The 13001-nt window shown below is 44.5% G+C and carries 16 protein-coding genes; all 16 read right to left on the bottom strand.

Annotation, left to right across the window (positions count from 1 at the left end):
• Window positions 1-252: 252 nt before the first annotated feature.
• Window positions 253-645 (bottom strand): 30S ribosomal protein S9, encoded by a 393-nt coding sequence (rpsI, locus tag JOC28_RS09155; RefSeq protein ID WP_012516324.1) that lies wholly within the window; start codon window positions 643-645, stop codon window positions 253-255.
• A gap of 27 nt (window positions 646-672) precedes the next feature.
• Window positions 673-1119: a 50S ribosomal protein L13 gene (gene rplM, locus JOC28_RS09150; RefSeq protein ID WP_201061654.1), complete on the bottom strand. Its 447-nt coding sequence runs from the start codon at window positions 1117-1119 to the stop codon at window positions 673-675.
• A 472-nt stretch (window positions 1120-1591) separates the two neighbouring features.
• The gene (locus JOC28_RS09145; RefSeq protein WP_205010389.1) at window positions 1592-2452 is read right to left on the bottom strand and encodes a DegV family protein; all 861 of its coding nucleotides are present in this window, start codon (window positions 2450-2452) and stop codon (window positions 1592-1594) included.
• 22 nt (window positions 2453-2474) lie between these two features.
• Complete coding sequence (locus tag JOC28_RS09140; protein ID WP_205010388.1) at window positions 2475-2993, bottom strand: NYN domain-containing protein; 519 nt, start codon at window positions 2991-2993, stop codon at window positions 2475-2477.
• Between the two features lie 3 nt (window positions 2994-2996).
• The gene (gene rlmB, locus JOC28_RS09135; protein WP_386700620.1) at window positions 2997-3755 is read right to left on the bottom strand and encodes a 23S rRNA (guanosine(2251)-2'-O)-methyltransferase RlmB; all 759 of its coding nucleotides are present in this window, start codon (window positions 3753-3755) and stop codon (window positions 2997-2999) included.
• Window positions 3756-3796: 41 nt separating this feature from the next.
• Complete coding sequence (locus JOC28_RS09130; protein ID WP_205010386.1) at window positions 3797-4297, bottom strand: beta-class carbonic anhydrase; 501 nt, start codon at window positions 4295-4297, stop codon at window positions 3797-3799.
• Between the two features lie 284 nt (window positions 4298-4581).
• Window positions 4582-4773 carry a helix-turn-helix transcriptional regulator gene (locus tag JOC28_RS09125; protein WP_205010385.1) on the bottom strand — a complete coding sequence of 64 codons (192 nt, stop codon included), beginning with the start codon at window positions 4771-4773 and terminating at the stop codon, window positions 4582-4584.
• Window positions 4770-5435, bottom strand: coding sequence for a hypothetical protein (locus JOC28_RS09120; protein WP_205010384.1), 666 nt, complete (start codon window positions 5433-5435; stop codon window positions 4770-4772). The genes JOC28_RS09125 and JOC28_RS09120 overlap by 4 nt, the downstream gene beginning before the upstream one ends.
• Window positions 5436-5552: 117 nt before the next feature.
• Entirely contained in the window at window positions 5553-5954 is a 402-nt protein-coding gene (locus JOC28_RS09115) for a ribonuclease III domain-containing protein (RefSeq protein WP_205010383.1), read from the bottom strand.
• The gene (gene cysS, locus JOC28_RS09110; RefSeq protein WP_205010382.1) at window positions 5947-7290 is read right to left on the bottom strand and encodes a cysteine--tRNA ligase; all 1344 of its coding nucleotides are present in this window, start codon (window positions 7288-7290) and stop codon (window positions 5947-5949) included. Before cysS ends, JOC28_RS09115 begins: the two co-directional genes overlap by 8 nt.
• Window positions 7291-7398: 108 nt before the next feature.
• Window positions 7399-7575, bottom strand: a complete 177-nt coding sequence (locus JOC28_RS09105) for a hypothetical protein (protein WP_205010381.1) — start codon at window positions 7573-7575, stop codon at window positions 7399-7401.
• Window positions 7576-8343: a nucleoside phosphorylase gene (locus JOC28_RS09100; RefSeq protein WP_205010380.1), complete on the bottom strand. Its 768-nt coding sequence runs from the start codon at window positions 8341-8343 to the stop codon at window positions 7576-7578.
• A 13-nt stretch (window positions 8344-8356) separates the two neighbouring features.
• Entirely contained in the window at window positions 8357-8974 is a 618-nt protein-coding gene (cysE, locus tag JOC28_RS09095; RefSeq protein WP_205010390.1) for a serine O-acetyltransferase, read from the bottom strand.
• Between the two features lie 12 nt (window positions 8975-8986).
• Window positions 8987-9742, bottom strand: coding sequence for an SseB family protein (locus JOC28_RS09090; RefSeq protein ID WP_205010379.1), 756 nt, complete (start codon window positions 9740-9742; stop codon window positions 8987-8989).
• 3 nt (window positions 9743-9745) lie between these two features.
• Window positions 9746-11884, bottom strand: coding sequence for a polyribonucleotide nucleotidyltransferase (gene pnp, locus JOC28_RS09085; RefSeq protein ID WP_205010378.1), 2139 nt, complete (start codon window positions 11882-11884; stop codon window positions 9746-9748).
• A 220-nt stretch (window positions 11885-12104) separates the two neighbouring features.
• Window positions 12105-13001 (bottom strand): MucBP domain-containing protein (locus JOC28_RS09080; RefSeq protein ID WP_205010377.1); only part of this gene is annotated, 897 nt, incomplete at its 5' end.

The following is a 13001-nucleotide window of genomic DNA, read 5'->3' as shown; positions in this document are numbered from 1 at the left end:
ATTCTTCTCGCTTTGAACGCAACAAAAGAGAGAACCAATTTGATTCTCTCTCGTGCTTAATTATTTAGTCAACCCACTACAGTTGACAAAGAGCCGATTCTCTCTCGTACTTAATTATTAGTCAACCCACTACAGTTGACAAAGAGCCTGAATTTGGTGTGAAAAGTGGTGTGAATTTGGCCAAAAATTACTTAAAAAACACCCCATGGTGTGAACCATGAAGTGTTGTAAATGCTGTAATGTAGCTGGTTCTTAACGTTTTGAGAACTGGCTAGCTTTACGAGCTTTCTTAAGACCTGGTTTTTTACGTTCAACCATACGTGCGTCACGTGTAAGAAGACCAGCGCGTTTCAATGAATCGCGGAAATCTGGGTCAACTTGAAGAAGTGCACGTGCGATACCGTGACGGATCGCACCTGATTGACCAGCGTATCCACCACCTACAACGTTAACGAAAACGTCGTATGAACCTTCAGTTGAAGTAACTGCGAAAGGTTGGTTGATAACAAGACGAAGGTCTGCGTGTGGGATGTACTCTTCTACATCTTTTTTGTTAACAGTGATTTTACCAGTACCTGGAACCAAACGAACGCGTGCAACAGCGTTTTTACGACGGCCAGTACCTGCATATTGTGCTTGTGCCATTATAATAGTGCTCCTTTCCTCTTAGAATTAGATAAGACCTGAGATATCAAGTACTTCTGGTTGTTGTGCAGCGTGAGTGTGCTCAGCTCCAACGAAGACTTTCAATTTCATACCTTGTGCGCGTCCAAGAGTGTTGTGTGGAAGCATACCTTTAACTGATTTTTCAATCAAACGTACAGCGTTTTTAGAACGAAGTTCACCAGCTGAGATTGATTTCAAACCACCTGGGTACATTGAGTGAGTGTAGTAGATTTTATCAGTTGCTTTTTTACCAGTCAATTTAACCTTTTCAGCATTGATAACAATCACGAAGTCACCTGTATCAGTGTGTGGTGTGAATGTTGGTTTGTTTTTTCCGCGAAGTACGCTAGCAACTACTGCAGAAAGACGTCCAAGTGGTACATCAGTTGCGTCAACAACGTACCATTTACGTTCAACTTGGCCTGGTTTAGCCATAAATGTTGTTTTGTTCATGAGTTCTCCTATATATAGTTCGATTTTTGTTTACGGGGGTGGGTGTTCCGTCCCACCAAAAGTATTTGGAAGGTTCCGGGGCCTTTCAAATGGGGTAAACAATACCGTCTAATATAATATCAAAAAAAGAGCACTCAAGTCAAGTACTTTGAGCCTCTTTTTGCCTATTATTTTTCTGATTTCTACCCAGCATTTTGCTAGAAAATGAGAGTGGGACAAAAATCGGTAATTCCAAAGGAATTCGATTTTGTCAGCAAGTTTTGATTGTCAGTTGCTGACCTGAAACAGTCTATCCCCAGACTGTTTCACTCCCACCTCCGCACAGTTGAGTAGGGCTGTAAGAGTTGATTTATCAACGAATTAGAGACCACTCAACCCCTGCGCCTTGCAAACTAGATTATTAAAAAAATAAGAAGGCTAGGACTTTTGTCCCAACCTCTTCTCTTGAAAATAGCAGAGCTGGTCTAACTTACTATCTAGCTGACTTACCAATCGTAAAGATGGCTAGGGTATCTGGTCCTACGTGAGCTGAGATAACTGGTCCGAGTGGAAGGATAAGAACCTCATCGATTGCTTCGTTTTCCAGCAGCTGCGCTTTCAAATTCATGGCACTGTCTTCATCATTGGCGTAAGCCACGATGGCTGTCGAGTGTCCCAGATCTTCTGTAGCACGCGCTAACATTTCTTTCATCCCTTTTTTACGGCCACGTAATTTCGCCAAGGGCACCAATTTCCCAGAAGCATCAAGCCACAAGAGGGGCTTGATATTGACCAAGCTACCGATGATGGCAGAGCTCTTTGAGAGGCGTCCGCCACGCATGAGGTGGTAGAGGTCATCCACGAGGAAGAAGGTGCGCAAACGAGGGAGGATATCCTCAATCATGGCAATGGTCGCATCAAGGCTAGTCCCACGGTCACGCTCTTGACTGGCAAGGATAGAGAGGTAGCCCTCGCCCCCTGCTGCTGCCAAGGTATCAATAATCTCAATACGAGCTTGAGGGTAGTCTTCTAGCACCATATCACGAGCAATGGTCGCTGACTGGTAAGTCCCTGAGAGGACTGACGAGAAGGCAAGGTAGAGGATATCTTTTCCTTCCTGAGCTAGACGGCGGAAAGTCTCTTCAAAAGTGCCCACGTTGATCTGACTGGTTGTTGGCTTAGCCCCCTCCTTCATACGCTTCAAGAGGTAGTCGCTAGTCAGACGGTCTGGACCCACTGTTTCATAGGTCTTATCCTCCATGGTAATGGTCAAACCCAGCAGGGTTACATCATGTTGACTCGCCCAGTTGGCATCAAGATCAGCCGTCGAGTCGGTAATAATGGCAAATGTCATATCGTTTTTCTTTCTTTATCTTTTAATTATCAACATCGTGCAAGAGTGCCTGAAGCTTACTCATTTGGTCATCATCCCAAGGTCTGAGTTTGGGCGTTTTGAGGTCAATTTGACGAGACATCTGATTGAGGTCTGACTTGACCGTTGCCACGCGCTGCTCTAGCTCTCTAGCTGAGACACGCAGGGCTCCCTGAGAGAAGATGGTCCATTGCTCATTAAGGTCACTAGTGGCAACTTCGACCAGATTGGCTACTGTGTTTAGCTCTGCTGCTGTGCGTTCAATGTAAGAGTCAGCTGTCTCATCCTCTTCTGTAAAGATGACGTTAACCTTGTATTCATCATAACGCTGGCGCAAGCCTGGTACATACTGTGCATCAAAGACGCAGGTGATTTCGATATTCTCAAAATTAGCATAGTTATTGAGCTTGCGCAGGAGAATATTTCTAGCCTGGTCCAGTTGATTGGTTTTAAAAAGTTGACGGGTGTCCTGCCAGAAGGCAATCATATTGTAGCCATCAACTAACATTATTTTTTTCTTCATGGTTTACAGTTTGTTGCGGAAGACTTCGTACATGAGTACAGCTGCTGCTACGCTGGCATTGAGGCTCTGCACATGACCATTCATAGGAATGGTAATCATTTCATCCACTTGTTTCTTGATGTTGGCTGAAATACCCTTGCCTTCATTTCCGATGATAAGAGCTAGCTTGCCAGAGGTATTCCACTTGTGAGATGGTGTACCGTTCATATCTGTTCCGAAGGTCCAGAAACCAGCTTCCTTGAGCTTATCAAGGGTCTGACTGAGGTTGGTCACACGGGCAATGGGCACATGCTCAACGGCTCCTGTTGAGGTCTTGGCAACAACTGGTGTCACGCCAACAGCACGGTGCTTAGGAATGATAATCCCACAGACATTCGTCGCGTCAGCTGTTCTCAAAATTGACCCAAAATTATGAGGATCATTAAGTCCATCCAAGATCAAAATAAGAGGATTTTCCTCTGCCTCTGCCTTTTCTAAAATCGTATCCAGCTCAGCATAGGCAAACTCTGACACACGCAAGACAAAACCTTGGTGAACAGCGCCAGCAGTCATTTCTGACAGGGTCTTCTTAGGTGTCCAAGAGATGGAAACCTTCTTATCAGTCGCCAAATCCTTGATTTTATCAACATTTTTACCACGTAGGTCGTCCTGAATATAAAGTTTATTACCTGTATTTGCTTGCAGGCTCTCTGTCACGGCATGCACACCGTAAACAATATCGTTTGTATCTATTTCTTGTTTTCTTTGTTTCATAACAAACATTATAACATGAAAACCAGCTCTCGTCCGAGAACTGGTTGTTTTTATTTACGTAGAATCTCACTAACATGCCCTGTTTTCACATCATATATAGCTCCACTAATCGGTGTCCCAGGTAAAATAAGCGGAGACTTCGCTAATTGGTTAACATCATCAATCACGCTCTGCTCTAGATTAGAGAATGGTAAGAAATCATGATTATGAACATCTTGGTGTAACTCTTTATTAACGATGGATACAAGTTCATCATTCGTAAAGCTTAGCATGCCACAATCCGTATGGTGTAACACAACAATTTCACGTGTTTCAAGGAGTTGTTGCGAAATGACTAAAGAACGGATAGTATCATCTGTAATACGTCCTCCCGCATTACGAATAATATGACTCTCTCCCAAAGCAATACCTAGTGCACTGGTTGGGTGTAGGCGTGCATCCATACAAGCTACAACAGCTACATGACGACTAGGTGGAAGCGGCAAATCCCCCTCAGTAAATCCAGAAATAAACGCCTCATTTGCTTCTAAAAATCTATCAAATTCTGACATAACTATCCCTCCTATCTTTCTCTTACTATAGTCTATCAAAGCTTACCTTAAATCGCCAATCACTCTTTTTTATAGCTAGATATAACTTTTACTTATGATACAAAAAACTAGCTCCAGATGAGAACTAGTTGATTATCTAAGCTTAAAGAACATACGTCCATATATGCCCCGTCCTGAACACCTTCGACAAGGCTTGATTTTCGGTTGCCGACTTAAAACAGTCCACGGACTTTCGGCAAGGATTCATTTTCGGTTGCCGACCTAAAACAGTCTCCCAGACTGTTTTAGTCCCAAAAGAGGTCATCCAAGGTTTTGTCTAGTGCCTTGCAGATGGCAAGGCAGAGTTTGATTGTTGGGTTATAATCTCCTTTTTCAATGGCTGATATGGTTTGTCTGGTTACTCCGATTGTTTCTGCTAACTGTTGCTGGGACAAATCTTTGCCTGCTCTAGCAGCCTTCATGCGTAAATTTTTCATTCGTCCTCATCTTTCTGATTTTTTCTAAGTTGATAGACTAATGCCAAGCCTTGTGCTAGTAAACAGAAGGCTAAAACAAACATATTGAAATCTCCACCTCTACCAAAGAAGGATAAAAGCGTTATTTTATGAGAAAGAAGCTCTGCTATTTCCAAACCCAAGCAGAAAGTTCCCATGAGCGAACAAGAAATTGAGATTAGCTTAGCATTTTTCTGAAAGAGGGGATGCCCGTCGTGTAAGGTAGCGTAAACCGACACAACTGCAAGACTTAACATGAAAAGATCAGCCAGTAAACCTTGAACGATCGAAAGATTCTCTACCACTCGGCTTATAACCAAGATAAGAACTAAACCAAACCAACAAGTCACAAAGCCTAGAGCGTAACTCTTTTTCCCAACTTCCTGTACACGTTCGTCGCCATCAAATTGGATATCAAATAACTTTTTCATCTTCTCTCCCTTCTGAACTTTTAACGTATATGGCAAGCCCCAAATCAATCCTATTAACAAAATTGTCAAGACTAAAACAGCTAGATAAGCTATCAAACGACCGGTTTCATCATGTGAAAACAAGGCTTTTAAAATCGCTAAGCCATCCAAGACTAGTGAAACAGCAATGAAAGCAAGTTGGGTCTTAAACATCGATTTATCCTTGAAAATCATCTTTAATAACCTCCTTATTTCTAATCTGATTATAGCATCTATTTTACTTTTTGTAAATTATATCTTACATTTAGTCTAAAATAAAAGCCAAGATGAACCCTTAGCTTTTTACAAGTCTTATTTTTCAGTTTTCTCAACTTCCTGAATGCACCAGTTGATGAGTTCTTCCAGACGCTCCGTCTGGTCAGTCATGTCCAGATAGCCCATGACAGCCTCAAAACCAGTCGACATGCGGTAAGTGACCACGTCGGCGTTCTTTGCCTTGGTGTGGCTGTTAGTATTGCGACCACGCTTATAAATGTCTTCTTCTTTTTCGGTCAATAGCTGAGCTTCTAACATCTTCTGGATGAGGCTAGCTTGTACCTTGGCTGAGACATACTTGGTTGCTAGGCGGTGCAGTTGATTGGGCTTGGTCTGTCCTTGAAAAATCAAGTGACGACGAATGTAGTAGGAATAAACCGCATCCCCCTCAAAGGCAAGGGCAATTCCGTTGATAAGGTTGACATCTAGCTTAGTCACGAGTCCACCTCACACCGTCTTTGGTATCAAGAAGTTTGATGCCCTGCGCAGCTAGCTCATCACGGATAGCGTCAGCTTTCGCAAAATCACGATTAGCACGCGCTTCTTGGCGTTCTGCAATCAAGGCTTCAATGTCACTATCCAAGACTTCCTCTTCAAAGACAATACCGAAGACCTCAAGAAGTTGGGCAAAGCCATCTTTAATCTCTTGGTTATAATTACCAGAATTGATCCATTTGGCTAAGTCAAAGATGACTGTAATGCCGTTTGCCGTATTGAAATCCTCATCCATAGCCTCGATAAAGCGGTCTTGGAAAGCTTGGAAGACCGTCATATCAACATCCTGGCTAAAGGTCTGCTCATAGGTATTTTTGAGATACTTGAGGTTTGTTTGGGCATCCTGGACAGCCTTATCGGTAAAGTTGATTGGTTTACGGTAGTGCTGAGTTGCTAGGAAAAAACGTAAAATCTGTCCATCAACGGTCTTGAGAGCATCGTGAACGGTCACAAAGTTTCCTAGAGACTTAGACATTTTTTCATTGTCAACATTGACAAAGCCGTTGTGCATCCAGTAGTTGACAAATTTGTGACCTGTCTTAGCTTCTGACTGAGCAATTTCATTGGTATGGTGGGGAAATTCAAGGTCAGCTCCACCACCGTGAATATCAAGAGTGTCGCCTAGAAGTTCTGTTGACATGACTGAACACTCGATATGCCAGCCTGGGCGACCTGGTCCCCATGGGCTTTCCCATGATACTTCACCTGGTTTGGCTGATTTCCAGAGGGCAAAGTCAACTGGATTTTCCTTGCGGGCTGTTTCTTCATCGGTACGACCTGAAGCTCCCATAACCAAGTCTTCTAGAGATTTGTTGGCTAGCTTACCGTAGTCATCTGCCTTCTCTACTCGGAAATAGACATCCCCATCGCTCTCATAAGCGAAGCCATTGTCCACCAAATCCGCCACGAAAGCAATAATCTCATCCATAAAATCGATGACACGAGGGTTTTTCGTAGCTGGCTTGACACCGAGCGCAGCTGTATCTTCCATGAAAGCCGCGATGTACTTGTCAGAAAAGTCCTTGGTCGTCATACCTTCAGCCTCTGCGCCACGGATAATCTTATCGTCCACATCGGTGAAGTTAGAAATGTAGGTCACGTCATAACCACGGAACTCGAGGTAGCGACGAATGGTATCGAAGGCAACAACGCTACGGCCGTTCCCAACGTGAATATAGTTGTAAACCGTTGGACCGCAGACATACATCTTGACCTTGCCCTCTTCGAGGGGCACAAAGTCACGCAGACTGCGAGTCATGGTATCGTAAATTTTTAACACTTGCTTCTCCTTATGTTTCACTTGTTGCACACATCAAGCAAATAAATCGTTCGTAACTGGTCACTATTTTCTCCTCTTGAAGGATCCAGTCCTATCTTTTTGAATCGTCTACTTTTCCTTATCGTAAAAGTAGTGAAGAAGGTAAATCCAAAAGATAGCAAAGGCAATCCAAATAAGGGCCGTAAAGTCAAAGTTGACAAAGGCTCTCAGGAGCCCGTTGATAATACTGAGCACTGCCATAACCGTCAGGTACCAGTGTTTTTTCAAAAATGTTTTCTTATCCATCTATAATTCTCCAGCTATGGCTAGGGCAATCTCGAAAAAGTTCATCAGGTCTTCTTCCTCATGTCCTTCTCTAATATCCCAGCCATTTTCGTGATCAACAAAGTCAGAGCTGTAAAAGAAGTGGTAAACAGCAGCCTGTCTAAACTGAGCCCACGCTGCAACTGACGCCCACTCCATATCAACAACCTTAGCTCCAGCAGCCTTGCGACGGGCAACCTTGTCTGGCGTCTCACGGTAAAAAGCATCTGTCGTCCAAGCCTTACACTGGGTATGTGGAATGCGGAGCTTGTCCAAAATAGCCGTAAAATGAGACAGATGATCATCTGAGTAGCCAATCTCATCTGAAGCTGGCGCATAGTGGTAACTAATCCCTTCGTCACGAATTCTACTCGTCGGAACAATGAGCTTATTGCTCTCTAGACTGCCGTCAAGGACTCCGCAGGTCCCAAAGAGAATAAAGTTCTTAAAGCCTGCAACCTTGAGTTCTTCTAGCGTTCCTACCAAGGCAGGACCTCCCAAGAGAGCCTTCATAACAGCAACCTTCTGTCCATCTTTTTCATAGATGTACCAAGGCTGTTTGCCGTTGATGTTAGACTTGTAGCCACCGTAGCGACTTTCTTCCAAGGAGATAATCTTTTCAAATAAACTGCCTGAGAAGGGCATGATAATGGTATCGCAAATTTCTTCTACTTCCAATCCCTTTTTCAGACGATAGATATCCTCTGGCTCAATGACGGCACGAGCTGGGTCAAATTCTTCTAAAATCATAGACATCTCCAATCTACAATCCTGATGAATGGCGGCTAGCTTCTCTTGCTTCTTCCAATTTTTGGGTGTAGTATTCACGGCTTTCTTCGATTTCATGAATGACTAGGTCATCTTTTTTCCCATGGACACGAACAACCTTGGCAGGGACACCAACAACAGTGACATCCGCTGGCACATCAGAGACAACAACCGCTGCGGCTCCGACCTTGGCACCAGGTCCAACTTCAATTGGTCCGATAACTTGAGAATGGGCTGAAATCAGAGCACCTTGACGGATAGTCGGATGGCGTTTGCCCACATCCTTACCTGTTCCTCCCAAAGTGACACCGTGATAGAGCATAACACCTTTTTCAACGATAGCAGTCTCACCGATCACCAGACCCGCACCGTGGTCAATGAAAACACCCGCTTCAATCTGGGCACCAGGATGAATTTCAATATTGGTCCAGAAGCGCCAGAACTGGCTGTGCATCCTTGCCAACAATTTGAAATTATGTTCCCAGAGCCAATGGGATAGGCGGTGGGCAGCCAACGCCTTGACACCAGGATAAGTCAACAAAACCTCTGCTGTCGAACGTGCAGCAGGATCTAATTCTTTAACAATACCAATGCTTTCTTTCCACCAACCCATCATGTTTCCTCTTTATTTTTCTAACTGTGTCCATTCAATGAGCACTTGCTCATCATCGAAAGGATTAACAACAAGTCCTACTGTCTCTTCAATACCATTTTCGCCAGACGCTGGACGATAGATGTCCTGTGCTGTCCATGTCAAAATGGCTCCCTGAGCCTGTCTGAAAGGCAGACCAAACTCTTGATTGTTATACCATTTCCCAAAGCTAACCAAGTTGGTAAAGACTGGTACATAGCTTTTCTCGTCCTGATTAGACATGGTTGGGAAGAGGCGGTCATAAGAGCCATCTTTATTAGGATGGATGAAGGCTGGTACCAGATAAGTCTTGCTCAAAAGGTCAGCCGCCTTATTGTCCTCACCTAAAATGGTATTCAAAATCGTTGTGTAGGTATTGATAAACTGGATCAATTCACTTGATTTGAAAATGGTTGAATTGCTGAAATCTCCGGCTTTCTTGATATTGAAGACAAGTCCTGATAGATTGTGGCTGATGACTTCTTCAAGCACTTGGAGAACACTGCGTTCAATCCAGCTCTGCGATTTTGCAGAAGGGTGCTGACGACGGAAATTATCCAAGTCTTCCGTATTGGTGAAAACTGGCGTCACCTTCTGCCCTTCCAAGGCGATAGCATAGGGCTGATCGCTGGCATAAACGGTATGGGCATGGATGGCATTCACCAAGGCCATGCTCTCTAAAAAATTATCTGGCTCTGCGATAAAATGACGCAGGCGCATGTCAAATTCACTATTAAATCTTGTTACCATAGCTTACTCTTTAGTTTCTTCAGTTTCTTTTTTCTCTGCCTGAACTGGACGAGGGAGCAGGGCTTTCATAGAAGCATCCACACGTCCCTTGTCGTCCACCTTGATAATCTTGACATCAACTTCGTCACCGATTTCAAGGATATCTTCCACCTTCTCGGTGCGTGTCCAGGCCATTTCTGAGATATGAACAAGGGCGTCTTTCTTGTCAAAGAGGTTGACAAAAGCACCGAATTTCTCGATACGAACGACCTTAGCTCTGTAAATCTCACCAACCTTAGCCTCACGAACCAAGGCTGCGATGATTTCTTTAGCACGGTCAATGGCTGCTTGGTCGCTTGAGAAGATTTGGACATTGCCGTCTTCATCGATGTCAATCTTGACACCAGTCTCAGCAATGATTTTATCAATGGTTTCGCCACCCTTACCGATAACAACCTTAATCTTGTCAACGTCAATCTTGATAGTATCAATTTTAGGAGCTGTTGGGGCAAGCTGCGCTCTAGGCTCTGCTATTGTCTCCTCAATCAAATCTAGAATCTCAAAACGAGCCTTCTTGGCTTGGGCTAGCGCCTCTTCTAGAATCTGGGGAGTAATCCCTGAAATCTTAATATCCATCTGGAGAGCAGTAATCCCGTCACGAGTCCCCGCAACCTTGAAGTCCATGTCTCCAAAGTGGTCCTCCAGACCTTGAATATCAGTCAGAACAGTGTAGTTGCTGCCATCTGAAATCAGCCCCATAGCAATCCCTGCAACTGGTGCCTTAATCGGCACACCACCAGCCATAAGGGCAAGGGTCCCAGCACAGATAGAAGCCTGAGATGATGACCCGTTAGACTCTAACACCTCAGCCACCAAACGGATGGCATAAGGGAAGTCTTCAAGAGATGGGAGGACCTGCTCCAGCGCACGTTCACCGAGAGCACCGTGACCAATCTCACGACGACCTGCCGCCCCATAACGACCTGTCTCTCCGACAGAATATTGTGGGAAATTGTAGTGGTGCAAGAAACGTTTCTTGTACTCAGGCTCAAGGCCATCAACAATCTGAGTCTCACCCATAGGAGCAAGCGTCAGCACTGACAAGGCCTGCGTTTGACCACGTGTAAAGAGACCTGAACCATGCACTTTTGGTAGGAAATCAATCTCAGCATCAAGAGGACGAATCTCGTCAACACGACGACCATCAGGACGAATCTTATCCTCTGTGATCAGACGACGAACTTCAGCATGCTCCATCTGTTCAAGGATTTCAGCCACATCACGCATGATAGTGTCAAGATTGTCATCCTCAGCATAGCGTTCCTCGTAGACTGCCTTAACCTCGTCTTTGACCCTTTCTGTTGCTGCTTCGCGAGCTTTCTTTTCCTCGACTTGCACGGCAGCTTGGAGGTCGACATTGTAGGCTGCGATGATTTCGGCTTGGAGGGCTGCATCGACTTGAAGGAGTTCTACCTCTGCTTTTTCCTTGCCGACGGCAGCGACGATTTCCTCTTGGAAGGCGACTAGCTCTTTGATAGCTTCATGCCCTTTTAAAAGCGCCTCAAGCATGATGTCTTCTGATAATTCCTTAGCGCCTGACTCAACCATGTTGATGGCTTCACGGCTACCTGCCACGGTTAATTCTAATAGCGAAGCTTCTTTTTCTGCCTTATCAGGATTGATGATAAAGCTTCCCTTATCATAAGCAACTTGAACACCTGCAATCGGTCCATTGAAAGGAATATCTGAGATGGATAGGGCTAGTGAACTCCCAAACATAGCTGCCATAGGGGCGCTAGCATTTTCATCATAAGAGAGAACCGTGTTGATAACCTGAACTTCGTTGCGGAAGCCCTCAGCAAACATAGGGCGGATAGGGCGGTCAATCAGACGAGCGGTCAGGGTCGCATCTGTCGAAGGACGACCTTCACGTTTGTTAAAGCCACCAGGAAACTTACCTGCGGCATACATTTTTTCTTCATAGTTGACTTGGAGAGGGAAAAAGTCTCCTGTTGCCATCTTCTTAGACATAACAGCAGCTGTCAGGACAGTTGATTCCCCATAGCGAACCACAACTGCACCGTTAGCCTGTTTGGCAACTTGACCGATTTCGACGACCAAGGGTTTACCTGCAAAAGTCATTTGAAAAGTTTGTTTAGACATGACTCCACCTCTTTACTTGGATTTTGATACCCTTTTTCTACAAAAATCAATCTGACAGACTTGTTAAACTCATTTTTGTATAAAATCATGGTATCGGTACCATTTTATCATATTTTAGGAGAAATAACATCCGACCAACATAGAAAATCCCCATCCCTGCTCAGCCATAATACAAAAAAGAACCTGATCTCTCAGATTCTTTTTTTGCTGTCTTTAAGGATTAATCCTGGTCTTTACGACGTTTTGCTGCAAAACCTGCTAGGACAGTTGTCGCTAGCAAAGTTGCTCCCATGAGGGCAAAGGCATCTTGATCTTCACCTGTCTCTGGCAAACTTGCTTGGTAGTTTGGAGCTTTTGTTGAAGATGCTGGCGCTGATGGCTCAGTCCATGTCTTCTGTCCAACAACTACTGATGCTGCTTGAGCTGGTGTAGTAGGAATAGCTGGCGCTTCCTTAGCGACTTCACGGTAAACGTAAGTGATTGTCGTTGTACCTTCTACCACCTTACCTGACTCTTGACCAATTGTCTTGATAACAATAATCTCATAAGTCTTACCATTAAACTCGATGGTGGTTGGTTTGTTATCCGTTGTGTCGTACGGTGTACCCACATCTGAAGTTGGCGTGTCGACAACTGGATCTTTGATGACATTACCTGACTCATCAACGTAGTTGACTACGACGTTACCTCGAGGAGTTGCTGGCGTTGGCGTTACAATCTCACGGTAGACATAAGTTACTTCTGTCGTACCTTCAACAACAGTTCCAGTTTCATTTCCAAGGGTCTTAGTTGGAACGAGTTCGTATGTTTTGCCATTGAACTCAATAGTCGTTGGTTTGTTATCGGTTGTGTTGTATGGAGTGTCAACGTCTGACGTAGGGGTGTCGACGACTGGATCTTTGATGACATTACCTGACTCGTCTACGTAGTTGACTACAACGTTACCTTGAGGAGTTGCAGGAATTTCTTTAACTTTGTACTCGTAGGTAATTGTTTGTGTAGCTTCTGTCACTGTGCCATTGGCTGGCGCATCGCCTTCGTTGGCACGAGTGCGGACAAGTTCATAAGTAACACCATCTTTTGTGATTTCAGCTGGAGCCTCATCGCTGTATGCTTC

Source organism: Streptococcus loxodontisalivarius, from assembly GCF_016908645.1.
GTDB classification, from domain to species: Bacteria; Bacillota; Bacilli; order Lactobacillales; family Streptococcaceae; genus Streptococcus; species Streptococcus loxodontisalivarius.
This window is presented reverse-complemented; position numbering and strand designations above follow the sequence as displayed.